The organism is Massilia sp., from assembly GCF_032106685.1.
Classification (GTDB): Bacteria; Pseudomonadota; Gammaproteobacteria; order Burkholderiales; family Burkholderiaceae_D; genus Telluria.
In genome coordinates, this window is the sequence record NZ_DAMCPG010000005.1 from 75,706 (window position 1) to 99,389 (window position 23,684).

General features: G+C 65.7%; 20 protein-coding genes. 13 read left to right on the top strand and 7 right to left on the bottom strand.

The genetic code is table 11. The annotated features are described in order from the left end of the window. Positions 1 to 185 precede the first annotated feature (185 nt). The 8 genes from RT688_RS04970 (at position 186) to RT688_RS05005 (ending at position 9,480) form a co-directional block, all read left to right on the top strand. Positions 186 to 743, top strand: coding sequence for an ATP-dependent Clp protease proteolytic subunit (locus RT688_RS04970; RefSeq protein WP_313703742.1), 558 nt, complete (start codon positions 186 to 188; stop codon positions 741 to 743). Positions 744 to 1,006: 263 nt separating this feature from the next. Then, a complete protein-coding gene (locus RT688_RS04975; RefSeq protein WP_313703743.1) occupies positions 1,007 to 2,233 on the top strand; it encodes a hypothetical protein in 1,227 nt (408 codons plus the stop codon). 10 nt (positions 2,234 to 2,243) lie between these two features. Then, on the top strand, positions 2,244 to 2,651 hold the full coding sequence (locus RT688_RS04980) for a hypothetical protein (protein ID WP_313703744.1): 408 nt from the start codon (positions 2,244 to 2,246) through the stop codon (positions 2,649 to 2,651). A gap of 80 nt (positions 2,652 to 2,731) precedes the next feature. Beyond that, positions 2,732 to 4,300 carry a methyl-accepting chemotaxis protein gene (locus RT688_RS04985; RefSeq protein WP_313703745.1) on the top strand — a complete coding sequence of 523 codons (1,569 nt, stop codon included), beginning with the start codon at positions 2,732 to 2,734 and terminating at the stop codon, positions 4,298 to 4,300. Positions 4,301 to 4,823: 523 nt separating this feature from the next. Beyond that, positions 4,824 to 6,509: a type IV-A pilus assembly ATPase PilB gene (gene pilB / locus RT688_RS04990; protein ID WP_313703746.1), complete on the top strand. Its 1,686-nt coding sequence runs from the start codon at positions 4,824 to 4,826 to the stop codon at positions 6,507 to 6,509. Positions 6,510 to 6,520: 11 nt separating this feature from the next. Next, positions 6,521 to 7,756: a type II secretion system F family protein gene (locus tag RT688_RS04995; RefSeq protein ID WP_313703747.1), complete on the top strand. Its 1,236-nt coding sequence runs from the start codon at positions 6,521 to 6,523 to the stop codon at positions 7,754 to 7,756. Between the two features lie 336 nt (positions 7,757 to 8,092). Continuing rightward, the gene (locus RT688_RS05000; RefSeq protein WP_313703748.1) at positions 8,093 to 8,278 is read left to right on the top strand and encodes a hypothetical protein; all 186 of its coding nucleotides are present in this window, start codon (positions 8,093 to 8,095) and stop codon (positions 8,276 to 8,278) included. A 17-nt stretch (positions 8,279 to 8,295) separates the two neighbouring features. Then, a complete protein-coding gene (locus RT688_RS05005; protein WP_313703749.1) occupies positions 8,296 to 9,480 on the top strand; it encodes a helix-turn-helix transcriptional regulator in 1,185 nt (394 codons plus the stop codon). A 54-nt stretch (positions 9,481 to 9,534) separates the two neighbouring features. Here RT688_RS05005 and RT688_RS05010 read toward each other — a convergent pair whose 3' ends face one another. The 7 genes from RT688_RS05010 to RT688_RS05040 all read right to left on the bottom strand — a co-directional run bounded on the left by RT688_RS05010 (position 9,535) and on the right by RT688_RS05040 (position 20,307). Further along, positions 9,535 to 10,869: a carbohydrate porin gene (locus tag RT688_RS05010; protein ID WP_313703750.1), complete on the bottom strand. Its 1,335-nt coding sequence runs from the start codon at positions 10,867 to 10,869 to the stop codon at positions 9,535 to 9,537. Between the two features lie 86 nt (positions 10,870 to 10,955). After that, positions 10,956 to 13,343, bottom strand: a complete 2,388-nt coding sequence (locus tag RT688_RS05015; protein WP_313703751.1) for a glucose/quinate/shikimate family membrane-bound PQQ-dependent dehydrogenase — start codon at positions 13,341 to 13,343, stop codon at positions 10,956 to 10,958. A 131-nt stretch (positions 13,344 to 13,474) separates the two neighbouring features. Further along, positions 13,475 to 14,149, bottom strand: a complete 675-nt coding sequence (locus RT688_RS05020; protein WP_313703752.1) for a DUF1345 domain-containing protein — start codon at positions 14,147 to 14,149, stop codon at positions 13,475 to 13,477. 97 nt (positions 14,150 to 14,246) lie between these two features. Continuing rightward, positions 14,247 to 15,431 carry a pyridoxal phosphate-dependent aminotransferase gene (locus RT688_RS05025; protein ID WP_313703753.1) on the bottom strand — a complete coding sequence of 395 codons (1,185 nt, stop codon included), beginning with the start codon at positions 15,429 to 15,431 and terminating at the stop codon, positions 14,247 to 14,249. Between the two features lie 118 nt (positions 15,432 to 15,549). Continuing rightward, positions 15,550 to 16,254: a TIGR02594 family protein gene (locus RT688_RS05030; protein ID WP_313703754.1), complete on the bottom strand. Its 705-nt coding sequence runs from the start codon at positions 16,252 to 16,254 to the stop codon at positions 15,550 to 15,552. Positions 16,255 to 16,313: 59 nt separating this feature from the next. Next, positions 16,314 to 17,309 (bottom strand): hypothetical protein, encoded by a 996-nt coding sequence (locus tag RT688_RS05035; protein ID WP_313703755.1) that lies wholly within the window; start codon positions 17,307 to 17,309, stop codon positions 16,314 to 16,316. A 49-nt stretch (positions 17,310 to 17,358) separates the two neighbouring features. Then, positions 17,359 to 20,307 carry an SIR2 family protein gene (locus RT688_RS05040; RefSeq protein WP_313703756.1) on the bottom strand — a complete coding sequence of 983 codons (2,949 nt, stop codon included), beginning with the start codon at positions 20,305 to 20,307 and terminating at the stop codon, positions 17,359 to 17,361. Positions 20,308 to 20,614: 307 nt separating this feature from the next. Here RT688_RS05040 and RT688_RS05045 point away from each other — a divergent pair, with 307 nt between their 5' ends. From RT688_RS05045 to yidD, 5 genes are all read left to right on the top strand, one after another. After that, positions 20,615 to 21,481, top strand: coding sequence for an A24 family peptidase (locus tag RT688_RS05045; RefSeq protein ID WP_313703757.1), 867 nt, complete (start codon positions 20,615 to 20,617; stop codon positions 21,479 to 21,481). 14 nt (positions 21,482 to 21,495) lie between these two features. Next, the gene (coaE, locus tag RT688_RS05050) at positions 21,496 to 22,152 is read left to right on the top strand and encodes a dephospho-CoA kinase (RefSeq protein ID WP_313703758.1); all 657 of its coding nucleotides are present in this window, start codon (positions 21,496 to 21,498) and stop codon (positions 22,150 to 22,152) included. Between the two features lie 64 nt (positions 22,153 to 22,216). Continuing rightward, the gene (zapD, locus tag RT688_RS05055) at positions 22,217 to 22,972 is read left to right on the top strand and encodes a cell division protein ZapD (RefSeq protein WP_313703759.1); all 756 of its coding nucleotides are present in this window, start codon (positions 22,217 to 22,219) and stop codon (positions 22,970 to 22,972) included. Between the two features lie 11 nt (positions 22,973 to 22,983). After that, on the top strand, positions 22,984 to 23,169 hold the full coding sequence (gene yacG, locus RT688_RS05060) for a DNA gyrase inhibitor YacG (RefSeq protein WP_313703760.1): 186 nt from the start codon (positions 22,984 to 22,986) through the stop codon (positions 23,167 to 23,169). A 20-nt stretch (positions 23,170 to 23,189) separates the two neighbouring features. Beyond that, entirely contained in the window at positions 23,190 to 23,630 is a 441-nt protein-coding gene (yidD, locus tag RT688_RS05065) for a membrane protein insertion efficiency factor YidD (protein WP_313703840.1), read from the top strand. Positions 23,631 to 23,684 lie beyond the last annotated feature (54 nt).

The window sequence follows — 23,684 nt, forward strand, 5'->3', positions numbered from 1 at the left end:
ACGGCGCCTGCTCGCCACGCACAGGAAAGGTGCGCATCGCCCCGGCCCGCTCACGCCGGAAGCGTCTTGTTCCAGGTCGTCCGTATTCGTACATGCCGAGGGCAAGCGGGAAGCGCCGCGTATCCGAGCCGGGCGCTACGCGTAACGCAAAATTGCTATCCTGAGCACTCACGACGGGAGCGCCAATGACCTTGCACATCGTTCACTTCATCGGGCCGATCAACCACAGCTCCGCCTGCGCGGTGCGCAACCTCTGCCTGCAGGCGCTGCAAAGCGGCGCGAGCGAAATCGAACTGCACATGTCCACCGAAGGCGGCAACATGACGGCCGGCTTCGCGCTCTACTTTTTCCTGAAGTCCCTGCCGATACCGCTCACCACCTTCAATATCGGCAGCGTGGAATCGGTCGGCGTCGTGATCTTCCTCGCCGGGCAAAAACGCTATGCCTGCCCCGGCGCGCGCTTCCTGATCCACCCGCTGCACTGGGGCTTCGGCAACCTGGTAGCGGCCGACCATGCCCGCGTCTCGGAATGGCGCGACTGCCTCGACTTCGATGCCGAGCGCTATGCCGCCATCTTCGACGACGCCACCCGCGGCGCGCCGGAAGCGGCCGACATCCGCCCTCACCTGTTCGGCAACGCACGCATCTATACGGCCGAGCAGGCCGTGCGCGCGGGACTCATCGACGAGGCCGTCCAGGCCCGCCTGCCTACCATGGGCGCCACCACGCATTGGTGGAACTGAGCGCATTTTGTGCGAAGTTAGCAACATATTCAGCGTTGTAATGCGGAAAACGAATTAGCTTATTCGTTTTTTCACCACGCTGTTTCAGCAAAACAACGGCTGTGTTCGCTTATCGTCCAGTTTTTCCTACCGGCACTCCTTTTCCTTGTCTTTATTTTTGCCCCATGGATAGAATTATTTCGTTCTATTCATGCTACCTGCATGCGGAAAAGAAATAATTAGAAGTAAATCTTATAAACGCAGTACTTGTTACAGATTGCCTTATGAATAAGCAAATTCTCGCCGCCGTGCTGGCCATGCCACTGGCGATCTCGTCGGCCTTCGCGCAGGAAGCCGATGGCCCCACCGTCAAGGTCCGCGGCTTCGGTACCGGCGCCCTGACCTGGACCAACACCGACCAGGCCGAGTTCGGCCGTCCGAACCAGGCCGCCGGCGCCAGGAAAGAACCGCGCACCGGCGTCGACTCGAACCTCGGCCTGCAGGCCGACGTCGCCGTCAACGGCTGGCTCTCGCTGACCGGCCAGGGCGTGGTGCGCAAGGACGCCGAGGACGACTTCGGCGCCGACCTGACCTGGGCCTTCGCCAAGGCCCGCCTGAACGATGAAGTGAGCCTGCGCATCGGCCGCACCGGCCTGCCGGTGTTCATGATTTCCGACTACCGCAACGTCGGCTACGCCAGCACCTTCCTGCGCGCCCCGAACGAGATGTACTCGCAGGTGCCGTTCGAAAGCGTCGACGGCGTCGACCTGACCTGGCAGCACGGCTTCGGCGACACCACCGTCACCACCCAGGTGACCTACGGCCGCGCCAAGGGCAAGCTGGCCTATGGCCTGCGCGCCGAAGGCAAGCAGCTGCTGGGCCTGAACGTGGTGGCCGAACACGGTCCGTTCACGCTGCGCTTTGGCCGCACCGACGCCAAGATCACCGTGACCGGCTCGACCACCCTGGCCGGCCTGTTGAACACCCTGCGCAGCACCGGCGCCGCCTACAACCTGCCGCAGCTGGGCGCCTACGCCGACGCACTGAACCCGCGCGACAAGGACGCCTCGTTCACCTCGGTGGGCCTCGGCATGGACTGGAACAACATCGTCCTGCAGGGCGAATACGCGAAGCGCAAGACCGACAGCTACGTCAACGACACCACCTCGTGGTACGCCATGGGCGGCTACCGCTTCGGCAAGGTGCTGCCGTACGTAATGCACGCCAAGCTGGCGATCGATGGCTACCCGGCGAACGCCGTGCCGGCGAACGTTCCCGCACTGGCGCTGCTGCGCGCCGGCGCCGCCCGCCTGCCCTACACCGGCGTCGGCCAGGGCGAGCAGAGCACGACCTCGATCGGCGTGCGCTGGGACCTGTACCGCTCGATCGCCCTGAAGGCACAGGTCGACCGCATCCAGCCGAAGGTCGGCAGCGGCCTGCTGCTCAACGCGCAGCCGGGCTTCCACCGCGACGTGACCGTCGGCGCCGTCGCCGTCGACTTCGTGTTCTAAGGAGCGCACCATGAAACAACTGATCAAGGCCGCCATCGGCGCCGCGCTCGTTGCCGCCGCCGTCCCTGCCCTGGCCGAAGTGGCCGTGGTGGTGAACCCGAAGGCCGCCGAATCGGCGCTGACGAAGGAGCAGGTCGCCCAGTTCTTCCTCGGCAAGTCGACCGCGATGACCCCGATCGACCAGCCGGAAGACGCGCCGGTGCGCGCCGAGTTCCACAAGAAGGTGACCGACAAGGACGCCTCGCAGGCCAAGGCCCTGTGGTCGAAGCTGGTCTTCACCGGCAAGGCCACGATGCCGAAGGAAGTCGCCAACAGCGCCGCCGTGAAGGCGGCTGTCGCCGCCAACCCGAAGGCGATCGGCTACATCGAAAAGAGCGCCGTCGACGGCAGCGTCAAGGTGATCTACACCGCGCAGTAAACGACCGAAGGCTGTTTTCTGTATCCGCCCCGCCGGCTCCGTGCCAGCGGGGCGTTTTGTTGAGAGTGAGAGACAACGACATGAGCATCAAGCGCAGGATTTGGGCACTTCCGGTCATTTCGACCCTGATTTTCGGCATGGGTGTGGGCGTGAGCGCGATGATCGCGACCGACGCGCTGAAGTCGATCAACGCCACCGAGAGCGTGGATTACCCGGTGCTGGACGCGTCCAAGGCATTGACGCTCGAGATCGCCGAGGTGACCGCCGGCCTGCGCGACGCCGTCAGCGAAGGCGACAAGGACCGCATCGCCCAGGTCGGCGAGCAGGCCAACAAGGTGCGCGCGCACCTGGCGCAGCTGGGCCGTATCGAGGGCCAGGGCGAGACCGGCGCGCGCCTGCTGAAGGAATTCGACGATTACTACGCGCCGGCGCTGTCGGCCGCGCGCATCATGCTCGAAATGGAGCAAGGCGACCCGCAGGCCGTGGTCGGCAAGATGCAAAGCACCCTGGCCACCCTGAACGCCGACCTGGAAAAGGTCCAGGTCCAGGCCAAGGAACAGTTCTCCGCCGGCGTCAACAGCAGCGAGGCCAACGTGCGCCGCGTGCTGTGGACCATGATCGTCACCGCCCTGGCGGTGGTGGCCGCCCTGGCCATCGTGTCCTGGTTCGTGGTGCGCGCCATCTGGCAGCAGCTCGGCGGCGAGCCGGAATATGCGCGCGAGATCGCCCGCGCCGTCGCGGCCGGCGACCTGGCGATGGACATCCGCACCGACGCCAACGACAACGCCAGCCTGCTGGTCGCGCTGAAGGACATGCGCGCGCGCCTGGCGACGATGGTGGCCGAGATCAAGGCCTCGGCCGAGACGATCGCGGTCGCCAGCGCCGAGATCGCCAGCGGCAACGCGGACCTGGCCGGCCGTACCGAATCGCAGGCCGCGAGCCTGGAGCGCACCGCGCGCGCCATGGATGAACTGACCGGCGCGGTGCGCCAGAACGCCGCCAACGCCAACGAAGCCAACGCGCTGGTGGTGAACGCGACCGGCATCGCGACCCGCGGCGGCCAGGTGGTCGGCGGCGTGGTCGCCACCATGGGCGACATCAACGCCTCGGCCAACAAGATCGTCGAGATCATCTCCGTCATCGACGGCATCGCCTTCCAGACCAATATCCTCGCGCTGAATGCGGCGGTGGAGGCGGCGCGCGCCGGCGAACAGGGCCGCGGCTTCGCGGTCGTGGCCGGCGAAGTGCGCAACCTGGCACAGCGCAGCGCAGCGGCGGCCAGGGAGATCAAGGAACTGATCGGCGACTCGGTCGCGAAGGTCAACGCCGGCAGCGCGCTGGTCGACCAGGCCGGCGTGACCATGGGCCAGATCGTGGACTCGGTCCGGAAGGTGCAGGACATCATGGTAGAAATCGCCATGGCCGGCCAGCGCCAGAGCGAAGGCATCGAGGACATCGGCCGCGCGATCGGCAGCATGGACGAGATGACCCAGCAGAACTCGGCCCTGGTCGAGGAAGCCTCGGCTGCGGCCGAATCGCTGACCGAGCAGACCGGCCAGCTGACCGGCGCGCTGTCGGTGTTCAAGCTGGCCGATGCCGGCGCCGGTCCGGCGCTGGCTGCACGTCCGGCGCCGCTGGCGCTGCGCTGAGCGGAGCGCCTTCTATATATATAGATGACAGGTGCCGGTTGTAGCGCGTAGGGTGGGCAGCTCCACCCGAACAGGTGCATCGACGCGCCGCGTGCGCTGCCCACGCGGTGATCGTTACCGGCTCCGTCATCGTGCCGGATGATCTTGCTGCTAACGATCACCGCGTGGGCAGCGCAGACGTAGTATCTGCTCACGTGTTGCGGATCGAGCTGCCCACCCTACCCTCCTGGCCGCGGGCCATCCATGCGCCGCATCAACGCCGATTCCGGATATAACTACGGCCAAGTCTGGTCAAATCGTCCACATCATTGGCACTGGGTTAACAAACACCCGCGTACCGTTTCGCCGACGTCGCGCAGGCGCATCGTGCCCTGTGGAAACGCTTTACAAATTTGATGCCTGTAGGCATGATCCGAGGAGTTCCCCCCGCGTGGTCCAGGCCCCCGCGCGGCCTTGTTACCCTTCCTTCGACAGCACGGCGCATATGGCAGCAGTCCTTCCGAACGCGACTTCAGGCACACCGATGTCGGGTTTGGCGCGCGCGCTGGTCCAGGCCGGACGCTTGAGCGGCGCCCAGGCCGACGCGCTGCAAAAGAAGGCGGCGGCCGAGCGCACCCATTTCATCGACGCGCTGGTGGTCGGAGGCACCATCGACGCCGCCGCGCTGGCCGTGTTCTGCGCCGAGACCTTCGGTTATCCCCTGCTCGACCTGTCCAGCTTCAGCCTCGACGCGCTGCCGCCCGGCGCCATCGATGCCAAACTGATGGCGGCCCAGCGCGTGGTGGCCCTGGCCAAGCGCGGCAACCGGCTGTCGGTGGCGATCTCCGATCCGACCAATTCCCAGGCGCTGGACCAGATCAAGTTCCAGAGCGAGGCGGCGGTGGAGCCGGTGATCGTGGCCCACGACGCCTTGCTGAACCTGCTGGCGAACCTGGCCAAGGGCGCCGAGCAGAGCCTGGCCGAACTGGCCGGCGAAGAAGGCGAGATCGAGTTCGCCGAAGAGGAAGCGGCGGCGCCCACGCCGGAAGCGGCCAACGAGGTCGAGGACGCGCCCATCGTGCGCTTCCTGAACAAGATCCTGCTGGACGCGGTGAACCTGGGCGCCTCGGACATCCACTTCGAGCCCTACGAGAAGCACTACCGCATCCGCATGCGCGTGGACGGCGTGCTGCGCGACCATGCGATGCCGCCGCTGTCGATCCGCGACAAGTTGGTCTCGCGCATCAAGGTCCTGGCCAAGCTCGACATCTCGGAAAAGCGCGTGCCCCAGGACGGGCGCATGCGCCTGATCCTGTCGCCGACGCGCACCATCGACTTCCGCGTCAGCACGCTGCCCACGCTGTTCGGCGAAAAGACCGTCATGCGTATCCTGGACGCGACCCAGGCGCAGATGGGCATCGATTCGCTCGGCTACGACCCGGACCAGAGGACGCTGCTGCTGGACGCGATCTCGCGCCCCTACGGCATGGTGCTGGTGACCGGCCCGACCGGGTCGGGCAAGACGGTGTCGCTGTACAGCTGCCTGAACGTCCTGAACAAACCCGGCATCAACATCTCGACCGCGGAAGACCCGGCCGAGATCAACCTGCCCGGCGTGAACCAGGTGAACGTCAACGAAAAGGCCGGCCTGACCTTCCCGGTGGCCCTGAAATCCTTCCTGCGCCAGGACCCGGACATCATCATGGTCGGCGAGATCCGCGACCTGGAAACGGCCGACATCGCGATCAAGGCCGCGCAGACCGGCCACATGGTGTTCTCGACCCTGCACACCAACGACGCGCCCTCCACGCTCACGCGCCTGATGAACATGGGCGTCGCGCCATTCAACATCGCCTCCTCGGTCATCCTGATCACCGCCCAGCGCCTGGCGCGCCGCCTGTGCAGCTGCAAGCAGCCGCTCGAGATGAGCCGCGACGCCCTGATCGAGGCCGGCTACCGCGAGAGCGACCTGGAAGGCGACTGGAAACCCTACGGCCCGGTCGGCTGCGAACGCTGCCTCGGCTCCGGCTACAAGGGGCGAGTCGGCATCTACCAGATCATGCCGATCACCCCGGCGATCGAGGCCCTGATCCTCGCGCACGGCAATTCGATGCAGATCGCCGCCCAGGCCGAGAAGGAAGGCGTGAACTCGCTGCGCCGCTCGGGCCTGCTGAAAGTGAAACAGGGGCTGACCAGCCTCGAAGAAGTGTTCGGCTGCACCAACGAATAAACAGGATTCATATGGCTACCTCCCTCCCCACCACCCGCGGCCGCGGCGCGCAGGTCAAGGAATCGGTCTACGCCTGGGAAGGCAAGGACAAGACCGGCAAGACGGTGCGCGGCGAACTGCGCGCCGGCGGCGAGGCGATCGTCAACGTGACGCTGCGCCGCCAGGGCATCATGGTCACCAAGGTCAAGAAGAAGATCTACCGCTCCGGGCGCAAGATCACCGACAAGGACCTGACCATGTTCACGCGCCAGCTGGCGACCATGATGAAGGCCGGCGTGCCGCTGCTGCAGTCCTTCGACATCGTCGGCAAGGGCCACGCGAACCCGTCGATGTCGAAGCTGATCCTGGACCTGCGCTCGGACATCGAGACCGGCACCAGCCTGAACAACGCCTTCCGCAAGTACCCGCGCTACTTCGATCCGCTGTTCTGCAACCTGGTCGGCGCCGGCGAACAGGCCGGCATCCTGGAAGAACTGCTGCACCGCCTGGCCGTCTACAAAGAGAAGACGCTGGCGCTGAAATCGAAGATCAAGTCGGCCCTGACCTACCCGATCGCGATCCTGGCGATCGCCTTCATCGTCACCGCCATCATCATGATCTGGGTGGTCCCGGCCTTCAAGTCCGTGTTCTCCAGCTTCGGCGCCGACCTGCCGACGCCGACCCTGGTCGTGATGGCGATCTCGGAATTCTTCGTGCAATGGTGGTACGTGATCTTCGGCTCGATCATCGGCGCCATCTACTTCTTCTTCCAGTCCTGGCGCCGCTCGCTGAAGATGCAGCAGGCGATGGACCGCATCCTGCTGCGCCTGCCGATCTTCGGCGACGTGATCCGCAAGGCCACCATCGCACGCTGGACGCGCACCCTGTCGACCATGTTCGCGGCCGGCGTGCCGCTGGTCGAAGCCCTCGACTCGGTCGGCGGCGCTTCCGGCAACAACGTCTACCTGGACGCCACCAAGCGCATCCAGCTCGAAGTCAGCACCGGCACCAGCCTGACGGTGGCGATGCAGAACGTGAACGTCTTCCCCAGCCTGGTGACCCAGATGGTCGCCATCGGCGAGGAATCCGGCGCGCTCGATTCGATGCTGGGCAAGGTGGCGGACTTTTTCGAGGAAGAAGTCGACGAGGCCGTCAGCGCCCTGTCGTCGCTGATGGAGCCCTTGATCATGGTGATCCTGGGGGTGCTGATCGGGGGACTGGTGGTGGCGATGTATCTGCCAATCTTCAAGCTGGGGTCGGTGGTGTAAACGTGCAAGGTGTAGGCTCTCAGAATACTTCGCAGTGTCTTAGAAAACTTCGCGGCGAATTCACAGAAGTTCTCACGTAGCTCGCAGTAGCTCTACCTCTGTCTTCGGTGGCTAATGTAGCTTATGACTGTTGGGATACAGGTATTGCTTACCGTTCGACATTAATCTTAAAGTACAGGTCGATGTCAGCGTCCGATCACAACCCATAAGGCCTCCGTCGCTACTCTGCCTACCTGGCGTCGGGGGCATGTCCGAATATGTCCCAATCGAGGACGTGACTGGACAGTGGTGCTGCCTTATCGTTCCTCCAGTACCGATCAACGTATGGAGGAAAGCATGACGAAGCAGACAAAGGCGGGCGTGGGCAGGGCCGCAGCCGGCAAGACCCCGATGACGCAGGACCGCGCCCCGGCCATTCAGAGCCGCACGATGAAAGACAAGGGTACGGTGTCAAAAGACGATTTCGCAGCCCGCGCAGCGCGCGCGGCGGCCCGCAACGGCAAGGCCGGCGACGGACGATGAGGGCCGGGAACGAGCCGATGCCGAAAGACACTATCCAGCTGAATCCCGACAAGGTCCGCCTGCGCATCGCCGAGGCCGGCGGGCCGATCAAGGCTCACGCCGTCGGCCTGAGCGAAAAGACCATCCACCGCATCAAGAAGGGGGCACGCACGAGCCTGGCCACGGCGCACCGGCTGGCCGCGATCCTGGGCACGACCGTCGAAGACCTGCAGCTTCCACCCGGACGCGACGAGGTGGAACGGCAGTTGCCGCACAACTGGCTGTACGAGGGCGTCATGCCGTCTGGGGAACCGCGACAGCATTTCCCGGCGCAGCTCGCAATCGGCGGCGACATCGACGGCTACATCGTCGACCGACCGCCGTCGGGCTGGCATGACCCACTCGACGCGCTGCTGAAGTGGCACCCGCAAGGCGGCAGGAAGATCGTCCTGCGCCGCGCGGCACATGCTTACCTGGTAGAGCTGCACTATTTCGAATATACGCCGGACCGTGCGCAGGAACTCAATTACTTCGGCTTGAGCGCCTGCCGGTTTTTCGCGCTGGCGCGCACCGGCGACGAGTTCAGGAAAGCGGTATTAAATGAGTTCAATGCCGACTGGGTCTGGAGCGACCTGCGGCGCCTGGCGATGGAGAGGGCCGACATCGTCGACGTCGAAGGACACGTCGCCCCCGCGCATCCGCGCGACTACGTGCCGGTCGCACGCTTCTTCCGTGGCATGGTCGTACGGCGCAGGCTGGAAGGCATCCGCGTGTTCGGCCAGTTGCATCGTGACTTCCGGTGGGCACTGATTCAGTATCTAGAGGGACTAGATCCGCGCCGGGTGCACTTGTCGACGCACGGCTTGGGCATTCAGATCCAGATTGCCGCCGTGCGGCCGGCGGTGTACGCCCCGCATTGGCAGGACGACGAACTGTGTATCGAAGTGGACCTGGCGTGGTGGATGCCGGACGGCCGCCTGGCACCCGCACCCTGGCGCCGGGAGCACCGCGAACGCATCGTCGCCGCGCTCGCCGAACGCAACTGGGCCGCTGTCCATTCCCCTGGCCTACCGCTGTCATACCCGACGGGCAGTGCGGACGATGATGATGAGCCGCCGCTGGCGCCCGACCCGCACGTCCCGGCGCGCGTGGCCAAGGCCGTGATGGCCCTGTACTGCCCGGAGCCCGAACGGTGGGAGATATCCGACGGGGCCGCCGCCTGATCATTCCTGCCGCGCCGGCGCCGCCCGATTTGGTCCGCGTTCGCGGCATACCGCCTAAAACGTAACGATCGTTTTCAAGCCAATCACAAAGGCGTCATCGTTACGCGTCGTCCCGCCCGGATGCCGGATGTACTGCACATTCGGGCGCACGGATACCGAGGGCACCGGCGTCCACGCGTAGTACAGCTCGCCTACATACTCGTCGCTGCCGGCGGCGACGGTATTCCCGCCGGTACGGCTATTGTTCTGATTTACAAAATCAGCGTAGCGCCCGTTGTTATGGGTCGCGCCCACGGCAAGGCCGAGGGAATCCTGTGGTCGATCTTCGAAGGGGCCCTTGTACTGCACCCCGATCGCGAGCTGGCGGTCCAGTTGCGCCGTGTTGCGATCGGCCTGGGTGAAGTTCAGGAAGACCGTCGCGCCGCGGCCATTCGCGGTGCCCGTGACCTGCTGCTGCAAGCTCAGGTAGGCGCCGTACTGGCCGCTTCGTTCGAGCGGGCCCAGGCCGGTCAGGCCACGCGGGTTGCTGTTCACGTCGAGATACAGGTCGTCGCCGTTCGAGGTGTTGTACCAGGCGCCGATCTTGTAGATGCCGGGCAGGCCGCGCCAGCGCGGTTGCCAGCCAGCTTCCAGCGGGATCAAGGCCCCGGTCGTGCCGCTCGGGTTGTTCGGCTTCCAGCCGTTGTGGCGCGCATAGTCGTCATCCACGTACTTCGGGTTGACCTGGTACACCCCGAGTTGCAGGTAGCTGTTGCCTGCGGTGTGGTACTTGACGCGCGCGGCCCACTGGCTGGTTGGCCAGTTGACCCAGTAGCTGCCGACCAGGTTGCCCGGCTGGGCGCTGCAGAACGTGAGGTTCTGGAAGTCGCAGGAAAAACTGAAGAAGTCCTCGCCGACGGTCATGCGGCCGAATTTGAGTTCCAGGCGCTCGTCGAGGAGTTTCCGGTTCAGCCACATCTGCGTCAGGTGCCAGGTCTGTCCACGCCCGTAGACTTCCTGTATCAGCATGTTGTTGCCGATCCTGGCGTCCGCGCCGAGATTGCGTCCGTTGCGGTCGGTCATGGTGAACTGGAAGGTCGTTCCTTGCCAGCCCCAGCGCTTGTCCAGGTCCAGCGTGGCGCCGAACTCCCACTGGTCCGTGTAGCGCGTCAGCCGGTCGGTGCCGCCGCTGACGTTGTGGGCCAGCTGGCTGCCGTAGCCGAGATTGAAGACCACGCCCCGTGCGGCCAGCTGCTGGCGCTGGCCGCCCCAATCCCCCGACAGGTAAGGGCTGGTTGCGATGTCATCGGCCTGGGCCTCGGCCGCGCCCACGGCAAACATTGCCGCGACAACGGCGCCGAGCCCCGCCAGGCAGCGCCGCAAACACATGAGCCGGTTGTGCTTTGCCATGTTCGAAGGCCGATTCGCTCTGGTGGCACATGCACCATTGGAGTGGCGTCGCGGCGCCGGAGTTCATCCGCGCCGCGCCCTCCCTACTAGGGAAGCGCATAGGCGATCACGTAGTCGCCGAGCTTGGTGCCGAACGAGCCGTGTCCGCCCGCGGCGATCACGACATATTGTTTGCCGCCGGCCGAATAGCTCATCGGTGTGGCCTGGCCGCCGGCCGGCAGGCGCGCCTCCCACAGCTGGGCGCCGTCCTTCACGTCGAACGCGCGCAGGTAGTTATCGGCCGTCGCGCCGATGAATGCCACACCGCCTCCCGTGACGATCGGCCCGCCCAGCATCGGCATGCCCACCTTGAACGGCAGCGGGACCGGCGCGCTGTCGCGGGTCGTGCCGATCCGCTTCTTCCACACGATCTGGTGGGTCCGCAGGTCGATCGCCGAGATGTAGCCCCATGCCGGCTGCCTGCACGGCAGGCCGAGCGGCGAGAGGAAGGGATTGAGCGTCACGCCGAACGGCGTACCGTATTGCGTCTGCAGGCCCAGCTCGGAACCGCCGCTCTTCGTGCCCGGCTTCGGCTCCGCCGGGTTGTCCGGGCCGCGCGGCACCAGGCGCGAGACGAAGGGCAGCGAGATCGGGTTGGCGATGGCGATCTTGCGGTCGGTGTCGACGGCAAGGCCGCCCCACTCGAACATGCCCAGGTTGCCGGGGAAGACCAGCGTGCCCTGGATCGAGGGCGGCGTGAAGGTGCCTTCGTAGCGCAACTGGTGGAAGATGATGCGGCACATCAGCTGGTCGTACATGGTCGCGCCCCACATGTCGGCGTCCGTCAGCAGCTTCGTGGGGCGGTAGGTGAGTTCCGAAAACGGCTGGGTCGGCGAGACGCGGTCGCCCGGCGCCGCGCCCTGCGGCACCGGTTTCTCGGGCGCGGGCACGACCAGCGCGCCGGTGCGGCGGTCGAGCACGAACAGGTTGCCGGTCTTCGTCGGCACGTAGACGACGGGCACGATGTTGCCGTTCTTGTCGGGGATGTCGACGAGGGTCGGTTGCGAAGGCAGGTCCATGTCCCACAGGTCATGGTGTACCGTCTGGTAAAACCAGGCCAGCTTGCCGGTCGACGCATGCAGCGCGAGCAGGCCGCTGGCATAGCGTTCCTGCTCGGGCGTGCGGTTGCCGCCCCAGATGTCCGGCGTCCCCACGCCCATCGGCACGTAGACGATGTCGAGTGTCTTGTCGTAGGCGGAGGGCGCCCATGAGTTCGGCGAATTCCACGAATAGTGCTCGCCCGGGCCCGGGACCCGGTTGGGGTCTTTCGCACCCGGATCGAAGGCCCACAGGAAGGCGCCGGTGCGGACGTCGTAGCCGCGGATCACCCCCGAGGGCTCGCGCGTCGAGTAGTTGTCTTCCACCGAACCGGCCACGACGATCACCCTGTCGGTGACGACCGGCGGCGACGTCGGCATGTACATGTTCCTGCTCTGGTTCGTCACCGGCATGCCGGGCTGCAGGTCGAGATCGCCGCGGTTGGCGAAGTCCGCGCAGCGCTCGCCCGTGAGCGCGTCGAGCGCGTAGAGATGACCGTTGTTGACAGGCAGGTAGATGCGGCGCGTGCAGGCCGCATCGGCGGGCGCCGGCGCGGCGGTGGGCGCGAGATCGAGATACGACACGCCGCGGCAGGTCACGTGCTGGAAGGTCGGATCGGTCTTCAGTTGCGGATCGAATTTCCACTTGAGCGTGCCCGTCTTCGCGTCGAGGGCAAAGAGGATCTGGTGCGGCGAGCACAGGTAGAGCAGATCGCCGATCTTGATCGGCGTGACCTCGTCGGTGATTTCGCCGGGATCGTTCGGCCCTTTCATGTCGCCCGTGCGGAAGATCCAGGCCACCCGCAGGTTCTTCACATTCTCCGGTGTGATCTGCCGCAGCGGCGAGTAGCGCGTCCCCTCCTGGGTGCGGCCATAGGCCGGCCACTCGGAAGGCGCGATGGCATCGGCGTTGGCGTTGGCGTTCTCGTTCCCGGCGGGCGTGGCGGTGGCGGCGGCGAGCGAGCCGTCGACGGTCTGCGGATCGTTGAAGGACGCATGGACCAGGACGCCGGCCCAGATCAGGAGCGCGCCCAGCAGCCAGCCGATGTCAAGCTTGTTTCTCGGCGCATGGCGCAGGCTCACCAGCAGCAGCCATACGCCGAAAATGACCAGCACCCCAGAGCGCGGCGCGAGCGCCCAGAAATCAGGCCCCGATTCGAACAACGACCAGATGGCCGTACCGACCAGCACGAGTGCATAGAGCGCAAGCGCCCCGGGGCGGCGGCGGTACAGCAGCCAGGTCACGCCAAGCAGCGCCACGCCGGCCACGACGTAGTACGCCGATCCGCCAAGCGAGAGCAGCCATGCGCCGCCGATCAGCAGATACAGCCCCGTGAGCGCGGTGAACAGCAGGCTGAGAATGTCGAGAAATCCCCTCGAGCTCGATTGCGTGGCCACGATGACCTCCACCTTGCTCCCTGAACACGTGCATCAGGCGCGAATCGACGCCGATCGGGTCACGATACACCTCATGTAAAAACGTGGCGCACCACTCGATTGCCCGGGCGCTCCTTCCAGCGCTTCCACGATCAACTTGCGCCGATGACCCCAGCGGCGATATTGATCGACATGCCGATGATCGCCGCATTGAAGATGAACGACAGCACGGACTGCGCCAGCACGATCTTGCGCGCCGGCGTCGTCATGACGCTGACGTCGGCCGTCTGGGCAGCGACGCCGATCGTGAAAGAGAAGTACAGGAAATCCCAATATCCGGGTTCCGGCAACTCGTCGGGGAAGCGCAAGGGCTTGTCGCCGGCCTGGGAACGGTAATAAAGATTCGCGTAATGGAAGCTGTACATGACCGACACCAGCAACCAGGAGCCGATCACCGTCGTCGCCGTCAGCAGATAGTGCAACGCGCGATACTGCCCGCTCACGCTCCTGGCCGAAGCGAGCTCCACCACAATCGCCGCGAGGCTGATCACGGCGCCGAACGACATCACGGCGAGCGTGAAGATGGCATTCGCATCTTCCTGTTCGGCAAAGCGCCTGATCGTGTGCACGTCCCCGCGCAGTATTTGCCAGCCCATCAGGGCAAGATAGATCCAGACTGCCGTGTTCCAGCCTGTCAGGGCCTGCGCGGTAATCCCCCATTGCCCGGGCAACGCGGCCCCGCAGAGCAGGCCGGCGACCAGCGCGATCATCAGGCGCGGATGCGAATGAAACAGGCGGCGGCGATTCCGGAAAGACGAGAAGACCATGACGACATCCCGATACATTGACGACGATCCGCCGGCGCCATCGCCGCCTGCCTTGATCGGGGCTCTGGCGCTCCGGGCTGTCGAGGGCGAAGGTCTCCTAGCCTGCCTCGCCCCCCAGGCGCGCCATGAAGCCGCCCAGGCGCCGGATCGCCTCCCGCAGGCTGTCGGCGCTGGCGGCGTACGACAGGCGCACGTAGCGGTCCGCGCCGCAATGGCCGAAGTCCTTGCCGGGCGTCAGCGCCACGTGGGTTTCCTCCAGCACGCGCTCGCAGAACTGCCAAGAACTCAGGCCGGTGCCGCTGACGTCGAAATACACGTAGAAGGCGCCGTCCGGCGGCACCGGCACCGGCAGGCCGATGCCGGCGAGGCCATCGAGCACCAGCGCCCGGCGCCGGGCGAACTCGACGCGCCGCTCTTCGCACACGGCCAGCGATTCCGGCGTGAAGCAGGCCAGCGCCGCCTGCTGCGACAGGGTCGAGGCGCAAATATAGTAGTTCTGGGCCAGGCGTTCCATGGTCGGCACCAGCACCTCGGGCACGACGGCCCAGCCGAGGCGCCAGCCGGTCATGCCGAAATACTTCGAGAAGCTGTTGATGACGATGGCGCCGTCGTCGGCCGCCAGCACCGTCTGCGGCGGCCGGCCGGCGCCGTCGCGGTCGCCCAGGTTCAGGTAGATCTCGTCGACGATGCGCCAGGCGCCGTGCTCGCGCGCCCAGTCGCAGATCGCGCGCAGCTCGCCGGGCGGCACCGAGGTGCCGGTCGGGTTCGAGGGCGTGGCGATCATCAGCCCCTTCGTTTGCGGCGTCCAGTTGGCGCGCACGCTGTCGCTGCTGAGCTGGAAGCGGGAGTCGGCGTCGGTCGCGACCAGTTTCACCTGGGCGCCGAAGCTGCTGAGGAACTGGCGGTTGCAGGGGTAGGAAGGATCGCCCACGATCACTTCGTCGCCGGCGTCGACCAGCGCGGCGGTGACCAGCAGCAGCGCCGCCGATGCACCGGCGGTGACGACGATCCGGTTCGGCGCGATCGCGATCCCATGCTCGCGCTGGTAGAAGCCGGCGATCGCCGCGCGCAGGGCCGCGGTGCCGAGCGCGCCGGTGTACGGCAATGCCCCGTCCACCGCCGTGCGCGCCGCCTCCAGCACGGCGGGCGGCGGGCCGAAGTCGGGCTCGCCCAGGCTGAGCTTGATCACGTGGTGGCCTTGCGCTTCCAGGGCGGCGGCATGCTTGCCGAACTCCATGGCGAAGAAGGGATCGATGGCCTGGGCGCGTTGGGATATTTTCATGTCGGTTGTCCGGTGATGTACTGTGCCCCGCCCATTCTATAGGGCGACGCGCATGCGCGTGCGGCGACGGCGCTTGCCGCACGCTTCACCGCCGACAGGGCGGCCTGCAGCGCAATAGTCAAGCCTCCGCGGTCGACAGCTCCCCGGTCCGTTCGAGCTCGACGATCGCCGCCCCGCCGCCGAGCGAGACCGCGGTGCGCGGCCAGCGGGCTTTCAGCAGGCGCTCCTTGGCGATCCAGGCCTGGGAGACGCTGTCGCTCTGGTTGCCGCCGAGGATACGGTAGGCGTCGCTCGACTCGCCGCTGTAGAAGCCCACGTGGCCCTTCCAGCCTTCCCGCTTCTCGCGCCAGAACACCATGACGGCGCCGTAGCGCGGCGACGTCGGATCGCCGAACTTCATCCATTCGCGGGCGCCGAGCGGATTGTTCGGCAGGATCTCCTCCGGCATGGCGGCGCCGATGCAGTGCGCCACGAACAGGCCGCACCAGGCGATGTTATCGCCCGGGTAGTGCAGGTCGAGGTCATCGGCCCAGTCCAGGATCAGCGGATTGTTGAGCCCGCCCCTGCCCTCCCTGGTGCCGAGCAGGCCCTGGGCCTGCGCCATCCACGGCAGCAGCGGCGCGCTCAGGCGCGGCAGGTCGCCGCGGAACAGCCGCGACATCGTCCGTGGCCCGACGATGCCGTCCACCAGCAGCCCTTCGCTCTCCTGGAACTCGCGCACCGCGTCGATGGTGCGCCTGCCCCAGACGCCGTCCACGACACCCGGGAAGAACCCGGCATTGACCAGCGCCTGCTGGATTTTCGCTACATCGGCATGTCCCATTTCCGTCTCCCTCGATCGATCCACTCCCCCGTCTTCATTCCCAGGCCGCCCCTGTCGTGTCAGTGGTTGTCCTGGGAACGCTCTTCCCTGCTCTTTTCGTGCGGCTTGACCGTGGCGCGGATGACCATCACCTTGTTCAGGACGTCGAACCAGAAGGGCGCGCCCAGGGTGGCGGCAAAGGCCGTGAACAGGAAGCCCACGAGCCATACCAGCATGTCCACGAAAGTGCCTGGCGCGTAGTCGCCGGTCTGTCCGGTCACCCGCGCCAGCCGGTCGAGCTGGGCCTGGTCCCAACCGACCGGAAATTCCTTGTCCTGCAAGTGCTGGAAGGCCTGCTGGCGCTTCTCGACAAACGCCGGGTCGGCCACGCTGCTCTGCGCGTACGCGACCAGCATCGCGCGCTGCTCGTCGTTACCGTACAGCTCGCGGCTGATCCTGAGCAGGTCGATGTTCAGGATCAGGGCCAGCACCAGGGCCAGGACGAAGATGATCCGCGAGCTCAGCCGCTTGTACCAGCCGGACACGCGGCCCATGCCGCTGTCGAACCAGGCGGCGAGGTTCGCCACGGCCTGGTTGATGTCGCCCTCGGCCAGGTCGATCGCATTGAGCAACACGCGCTCCACCCTGTCGTTCTGGAGTGTCGATACCGTCTTCCTGATCGCGTCCAGGTCGATCTTGCCGGGCGGCCCGGCCGGCGGGGGCGTGCCGACCTGCCCCCGTGCGGCCATGTCGATCAGCGCCGTCGCGAAGTTCCTGGCCGGGATGTACGAAGGCAGGTTGCGGCGCTTCCAGTCGGACACCGAACGGGTGCCGGATGTGGGCGGCCGGTAGTCGCCGGCGAACAATCCGGCAACCAGGGGATGGTTGTAGAGCTTCTCGACCAGGCCGCCGGCGCCCTTGTCGGCCAGCAGCTCGCGAATGCCGTACTCGAGGTAGGAGGCGCGCGTCTTGAGGATGCTTTCGATCGATTCGCGCACGGCGGCGCAGACGGTGCTGAACAGAATCAGCACGAAGATGACGCCGATGGCGGTGTCGAGGATTGCGGAATCGAACATGATTGCCTCCGTTTGCGTGGACCGCTACGAGGACCCGATGCCAGGCGCGCTAGCCGCCATGGCTGGCGTCGAGAATCTGCTGGTAGCTTTTCTCCGCCAGGCCGAGCAGCACGTTGCCGGTGCTGCGGCGGCGGATCTCGCGCATGATCTGCTCGAGCTGGCGGATGGCCTCGCGCGAGGCGTTCTCGCGCGCCGCGATCAGGGCCAGGCCGTACTGGCCATACAGGCGGCCGGTGGCGACATCACCGTTCTCGACCAGTCTCTCGAAGATACGCCTGGCGCTTTTCATGGATTCCTTGTCGGGCTGCTTCTCCTTGTCGAGGATCTCCATCAGGGCAAGTCCGATGCGCGGATTGGTCTGGTAACCGTCCCCTTCGCCGCCGTACAAGTCGGCATGCGCGGCCGATGCGAGGTAATGGTCGCGCGCCGATTCCGCGTTGCCGCCCATGAGTGCGACATCCCCGGCCATCATCTCCACGCGCGCCAGGATCCAGGGCCGTTGCTTGCAGAAGGGCGTGTTGGCATACGCCATGGCTTCGGCGATGTGGCGGTGCGCCTCGCCGATTCGCCTGTCGACGATGTCGAGGCGCGCGCGCCAGGCCTCCGCCAGCGCGTGCAGGTCCTCGTCGCCCCCGTCCTCGAGCAGCTTCTCGCCTGCCTCGAGCTGGGCCCTGGCTTCCGCCTGACGGTTTTCCTCGATGAAGGTCCATGCCAGCGCGTCGATGTGCAACAGCGCACGCGTGCGCCTTTTCAGCGGCGCTTTCGCCTGCAGCGCGCTCTCGATGCAGGCCAGGCGCTGGCTGTTCAGGAAGCGGCTGTCCATGTAATGCACGAGGAGCAGCGCGAAGCGCGCCGCACGCCGGCACTCGCCGCTCCAGCGCACCAGGGCGTCGATCGTCGGCCACCAGGGGTCGACCTTGCTCATGTCATCCCTGACCAGCGCGTTCCAGTACACCTCGGGAACGTCGGGGTTGCGGATCACGTTCTTCAGGAAGCGCAGCAGGTAGGCCGCGAGGCGCGTTTTCACCTGGTCCAGTTCGAAGACGGTCACGCCACCGCGCTGCAGCACTTCCCTGGTGGTACGGTGCATCAGGTAGGCATCCTTGCCGGCGTCGTACTCCAGCATGCCGAACCTGACGCATCCCAGCATGACCTTTCTCGTCGCGTTGCGCCCACCGGTATCCTGCGCCTGCCGGCTCAGGGCCGCCTGGAGCAGCTCGGCCGCGATCCATTCCTCGCTCGGGAACACCATCATGGCGATGACCACCTCCCGGCCCGCCGCGTCGAGCGCGCGCATGATCTCGCCCACGAGCGCGTCGAAGACGACGTCGCTTTCCTCGCCCGCCAGGCAGGCGAGGCGCTCGAGCTGCTTGTGTCCGCCCTCGCGGTTGCACAGGCAGAGCGCCCACTTCACCGCCTGCGGATTGCCGCCGGCGATCCTGAGCAGCTCCCTGGCCGACTGCTCGCCAAACTCCGGACAATGGCGCCTCAGGAGCAGGCTGCGCGCCTGTTCGCGCAGCAGTTCCTGGGCCTCGTCCTCGTCCAGCCGGCATACCTCGACGACGAAGCCGGCAACGATGGCGCTGCGCGAGATGACGACAATGCGGCTCTTCGGGTTGGCATACGGGCCGGCGTTTTCCAGCCAGGCCCGGATTTCCCTGAAATGCTCGGCCGGCCGGCGCTGCGTGCCCGCTCCGGCGGCCTTGCCGGCGACCTGGGAGGGACAACCGGGAACGCCGGCCGGATCCTCGAAGTCCTCGATCACGATCAGGAGCCGGCGCTCCTGCAACAGCGCATTGATGCGCGACTGGTTCTTCTTGTTGCGCTGTTCGCGGTCGGGCAGGTTGTAGAGGGAGGTGTCCGCGCCCGCCGCGATGGTTTCGAAAATCCGCTCCAGGCTGTGTCCGACCGGCCCCGCGTCGACCGTGCTGCGGATCCAGATGATCTGTTCGAAGGCATCGTCGAGCATGTAGGTGCCCGGCGGATGGACGCAGTCGGCCACGGCCTCCGCCACCAGCTGGGTCTTGCCGATGCCCGCCGCGCCCTTCACCATGACGACCCGGAAATCCGACGACAGCCCGGCCTTGATCCGCTCGAGCATGGCATTGCGGCGCACCGCATGCTTGCGATAGGCCGGCAGCGAACGCTCGCGCTCGCTTACCGCGCCGGCCGGGAAACTGTGCTTCCTGCGCTCGAACGAGATCAGGCTCTGGCGGAAGCGCCGGAGCCAGTCCTCGACGGCGGAATCGGCATCCGACGTGCCCGAGTCGACATCGAGCGCGATCACTTTCACGCCGCGCGCATTCATGGCGCGCACGCTCAGTTCGCTGGGTTTGAGCTGCAGGCTGTAGAGCAGCGGACGCACCGCCCCGGACTGGTTCGCCGCGTTGCCGAGAATCATACCCAGGTTCGGATCGCTGAAACTGTAGCCCAGGAACAGGACGGTATGGGTCTGCAGCTCCACTTTCAACAGGTCGGCCACCGCCGGGTTCCTGCCGAAATAGCTGTAGAAGTCACGCGCGCTGATGACGATCGATTCAGGATCGCTGAGGTCGCCGTGCAACTTCACGATCGAGAGCGTCGAGGTGTCGGAAAAACCGACCTGGGAAGCGTTGAAAATGACGTTGCGGTTGATCTGCCGCTTCTGCGAGGCCTGTTCGAGCAGGGTGTCGAAATTGGTCGTGTAGATGCGCTGGACCGGCAAGCCGACGATGAGTTCATGGGTCCTGGTCAACTGGAAGCGGACGTCGCCAAGGCGTTCCTTCAGGTATTGCACCAGTACCGACCGGCTGTGCTTGACCTCGTAGAGCTCGGCGACATCGAGATAGCTGGTGTTGGGACCGACGGCGGATCCAAGGTCGGCCCGCAAGGGCGACATCAGCTTGCTCCAGGACGGCAGGCGGGCGCCGAGCGAAATGCCGGCGCCGACGAAAACGGTGCCGTTGCCATGCGCGAAACGCTCTACCAGGACAGGGTCGATTTCGTCTTGAGTCGCCATGCCGCCTCCAGGGAGCTTGAAAACACGTACCGCAATCGAACAGACGCCGTCAACACGACAATGCGCGATCAAGTCGTCGTTGGCCGCATGGCTGGTCTGTCAATACTACGCGCCCCTATGCACATTGGTTAAAAATTTCTGCAACCAATACTCATCCAGTTGTCAAATCGCCACGTCAAATCAACAAATGATCTCGCGCAGATTTTCCTATGATCTTCAAGGCAAAACGACGCATTTCAAGAAACCCCGAAAACCCCTAGAATAGGTTGTTCTGGAGAACCATTCTCTTATTATCGGAAGCCCGCTTTTGGAAACTCTTCTCTTCGCCGCCCCCGCCTCGCTCGGCCCTACCCTCGTCGCCGCCTTGTTCGGGCTCCTGATCGGCAGCTTCCTGAACGTCGTCATCCACCGCATCCCGAAGATGATGCAGCGCGAGTCGGACAACTACGTGGCGCACGAGAGCGGCAAGGAACTGCCGCACACCGACCGCTACAACCTGATGGTGCCCCGTTCCGCCTGCCCGCATTGCGGCCACCAGATCACGGCCATGGAAAACATCCCCGTCGTCAGCTGGCTGGTCCTGGGAGGCAAGTGCCGCAAGTGCAAGGCGCCGATTTCGCCGCGCTACCCGGTCGTCGAGCTGGTCACCGGCCTGATCTCCGGCCTGCTGGTCTGGACCTTCGGTTCCGGCCTGGCCGGCCTGGGCACGCTGCTGTTCGCCTACCTGCTGATCGCGATGACCTGCATCGACTACGACACCAAGCTGCTGCCGGACGACCTGACCTACCCGCTGCTGTGGGCCGGCCTGCTGATCAACATCAACGGCACCTTCGTGCCGCTGCAGGATGCCGTGATCGGCGCGGCGGCCGGCTACCTCGTGCTGTGGGCCGTGTACTGGCTGTTCAAGCTCGTCACCGGCAAGGAAGGCATGGGCTACGGCGACTTCAAGCTGCTCGCCGCCCTGGGCGCCTGGCTCGGCTGGGCGATGCTGCCGACCATCATCCTGCTGTCCTCGGTGGTCGGCGCGTTCGTGGGCATCGGCCTGATCGTGGTCGCCAAGCGCGGGCGCGACAACCCGATTCCCTTCGGTCCTTACCTGGCGGCGGCCGGCCTGATCGCCCTGCTCTGGGGCGAGCGGATCACGGCCGCGTTCCAGGCTTATATCGCCGGCTAGTCATGGAAACTGCGATGGAAACCGCGATGGACACCGCGCACCCCTCCTTCTCGGTCGGCCTGACCGGCGGCATCGGCTGCGGCAAGACGACCGTGGCCGACATGTTCGGCGCGCTCGGCGCGACGATCGTCGACACCGACCAGATCGCCCACGCGCTCACCGCGCCCCAGGGCGCCGCCATGCCCGCCCTGCTGGCCGAGTTCGGCGCGGACTTCGCCACGCCCGAGGGCGCGCTCGACCGCGCCAGGATGCGCCAGCTGGTTTTCACCGACCCCGGAGCGCGCGCCCGCCTGGAAGCCATCCTGCATCCGCGCATCCGCGAGGCGACGACGGCGGCCGCGGCAATCGCCAGCGGCCCTTACGTGATCTTCGTGGTGCCGCTGCTGATCGAGTCCGGCACCTGGGCCCGCCGCGTCGCGCGGGTGCTGGCCATCGACTGTCCGGAAGAGATGCAGGTGGCGCGGGTCATGGCCAGGAACGGCCTGAGCGAAGAGCAGGTGCGCGCCATCATGGCGGCCCAGGTCACGCGCGCGCAGCGCCTGGCGGCGGCCGACGACGTGGTCGTCAACGACGACGGCCTGGACGCCCTGCGGCCCCAGGTCGAGCGCCTGCACGCTTTTTATCTCGACGAAGCGCGCCGCATGGCGGCTTCTACAATTCCGGGTTTGTAATTTTGCTTCGCATGGTTCAGAATCACGAAGTTGCCCGCCAGCCCACATTCAGAGGAATGTCACTTTGATCGTCTACGAATATCCTTTCAACGAGCGGATTCGCACGTTGTTGCGGCTGGAAGACCTGTACGAGAAGTTCAAGTTCTTTGTGCACCAGGAACACCCGATGCAGCACCACGTCGCCCTCGCGACGATCTTCGACATGCTGGAAGTGGCCGGCCGCGCCGACCTGAAGTCCGACCTGCTGCAGGAACTCGAGCGCCAGAAACAAAGCCTGCTGACCTACCGCAGCAACCCCAACGTGGCCCCGGAAGCACTGGACGCCATTCTCGCCGAACTCGACCAGGTCAGCAGTGCCCTCGGCAGCGCCCAGGGCCGCACCGGCCAGAACGTGCGCGACAACGAATGGCTGATGAGCATCCGCGGCCGCACGATCATCCCCGGCGGCGCCTGCGAATTCGATTTACCCTCATACTACGCCTGGCAGAAACGCCCGGCGGAGCAACGCCATGCCGACATCATGGGGTGGTTCGGGCCGCTCGCGCCGCTGTTCGACGCCCTCGCCCTGGTGCTGCGCCTGCTGCGCGACTCGGGCCGGCCGACCAAGCTGATCGCCGTCGGCGGCAACTACCAGCAGATGTTGCAAGGTAAGATCTACCACATGCTGCGCCTGGGCCTGGACGAATCGCTGGGCGCGATCCCGGAAATTTCGGCCAACAAATACATGCTGTGGGTACGCTTCACCACCCAGGACGGTGACCTCAAGCCGAAATCGCTGGAAGAAGACGTGCCGTTCGAGCTGACCCTCTGTAATTTTTGAATCGTAAGACCATGACCGTTGTAGCCTGCCCCACCTGCGGCAAGAAAGTCGAATGGACGCCAGCGAACAAGTATCGCCCGTTCTGCTCGGAACGCTGCAAGCAGATCGACCTGGGCGCCTGGGCCGAAGAGAAGTATTCCATCCCGGGTTCCGCGCCCACCGAGGCGCAGGATAACCCGCTCGACGACCAGCACTGACCTTGGCGCGCCGCTCCGGATTGCTCGTCGGGCTAGCCCTGTCTGCGATCCGCGGCTACCAGCGCCATCTCTCCCCGCATAAAGGATTTTCTTGCGCCTATCGCTGTGCGACCGGGCGCGGCAGCTGCTCGGTCCATGGCTACCGCGTGATCGAACGCTTCGGCTTGTGGACCGGGCTCGCGCTGCTGCGGCGGCGCTTGCGGGTGTGCGGCGACACTTACCGCAGCCGGATTCGGGTGCGCAATCCGGTCCTCCATCACCAGCGCGGCGATTGCGTGCCCTGCGACTGCGACGCCGGCTGCGTGCCGGACTTGCCTTGCAATGTCCCCGACGTGTCATGGCGGGATGCGGATTGCCTGTGCGATGCCTGCCAATGCGCGGATTGCAGCGATCCGAAACGCGCGTGGCGCGACTGGAAAGAACGGCGCCGCCTGCGCAGGGAGCGGCGGATTTTCAGCTAGCCATGACACGTAGGGTGGGCGCTTTGTGGTGCTGGCATTTAGCCAGCCCCACTG

Bases quoted from the DNA above. Each gene is read 5' to 3' on its own strand.
- RT688_RS04970 (WP_313703742.1), top strand. From the start codon at position 186: ATGACCTTGCACATCGTTCACTTCATCGGGCCGATCAACCACAGCTCC.
- RT688_RS04975 (WP_313703743.1), top strand. From the start codon at position 1,007: ATGAATAAGCAAATTCTCGCCGCCGTGCTGGCCATGCCACTGGCGATC.
- RT688_RS04980 (WP_313703744.1), top strand. From the start codon at position 2,244: ATGAAACAACTGATCAAGGCCGCCATCGGCGCCGCGCTCGTTGCCGCC.
- RT688_RS04985 (WP_313703745.1), top strand. From the start codon at position 2,732: ATGAGCATCAAGCGCAGGATTTGGGCACTTCCGGTCATTTCGACCCTG.
- pilB (WP_313703746.1), top strand. From the start codon at position 4,824: ATGTCGGGTTTGGCGCGCGCGCTGGTCCAGGCCGGACGCTTGAGCGGC.
- RT688_RS04995 (WP_313703747.1), top strand. From the start codon at position 6,521: ATGGCTACCTCCCTCCCCACCACCCGCGGCCGCGGCGCGCAGGTCAAG.
- RT688_RS05000 (WP_313703748.1), top strand. From the start codon at position 8,093: ATGACGAAGCAGACAAAGGCGGGCGTGGGCAGGGCCGCAGCCGGCAAG.
- RT688_RS05005 (WP_313703749.1), top strand. From the start codon at position 8,296: ATGCCGAAAGACACTATCCAGCTGAATCCCGACAAGGTCCGCCTGCGC.
- RT688_RS05010 (WP_313703750.1), bottom strand. From the start codon at position 10,869: ATGGCAAAGCACAACCGGCTCATGTGTTTGCGGCGCTGCCTGGCGGGG.
- RT688_RS05020 (WP_313703752.1), bottom strand. From the start codon at position 14,149: ATGGTCTTCTCGTCTTTCCGGAATCGCCGCCGCCTGTTTCATTCGCAT.
- RT688_RS05025 (WP_313703753.1), bottom strand. From the start codon at position 15,431: ATGAAAATATCCCAACGCGCCCAGGCCATCGATCCCTTCTTCGCCATG.
- RT688_RS05030 (WP_313703754.1), bottom strand. From the start codon at position 16,254: ATGGGACATGCCGATGTAGCGAAAATCCAGCAGGCGCTGGTCAATGCC.
- RT688_RS05035 (WP_313703755.1), bottom strand. From the start codon at position 17,309: ATGTTCGATTCCGCAATCCTCGACACCGCCATCGGCGTCATCTTCGTG.
- RT688_RS05040 (WP_313703756.1), bottom strand. From the start codon at position 20,307: ATGGCGACTCAAGACGAAATCGACCCTGTCCTGGTAGAGCGTTTCGCG.
- coaE (WP_313703758.1), top strand. From the start codon at position 21,496: ATGGAAACCGCGATGGACACCGCGCACCCCTCCTTCTCGGTCGGCCTG.
- yacG (WP_313703760.1), top strand. From the start codon at position 22,984: ATGACCGTTGTAGCCTGCCCCACCTGCGGCAAGAAAGTCGAATGGACG.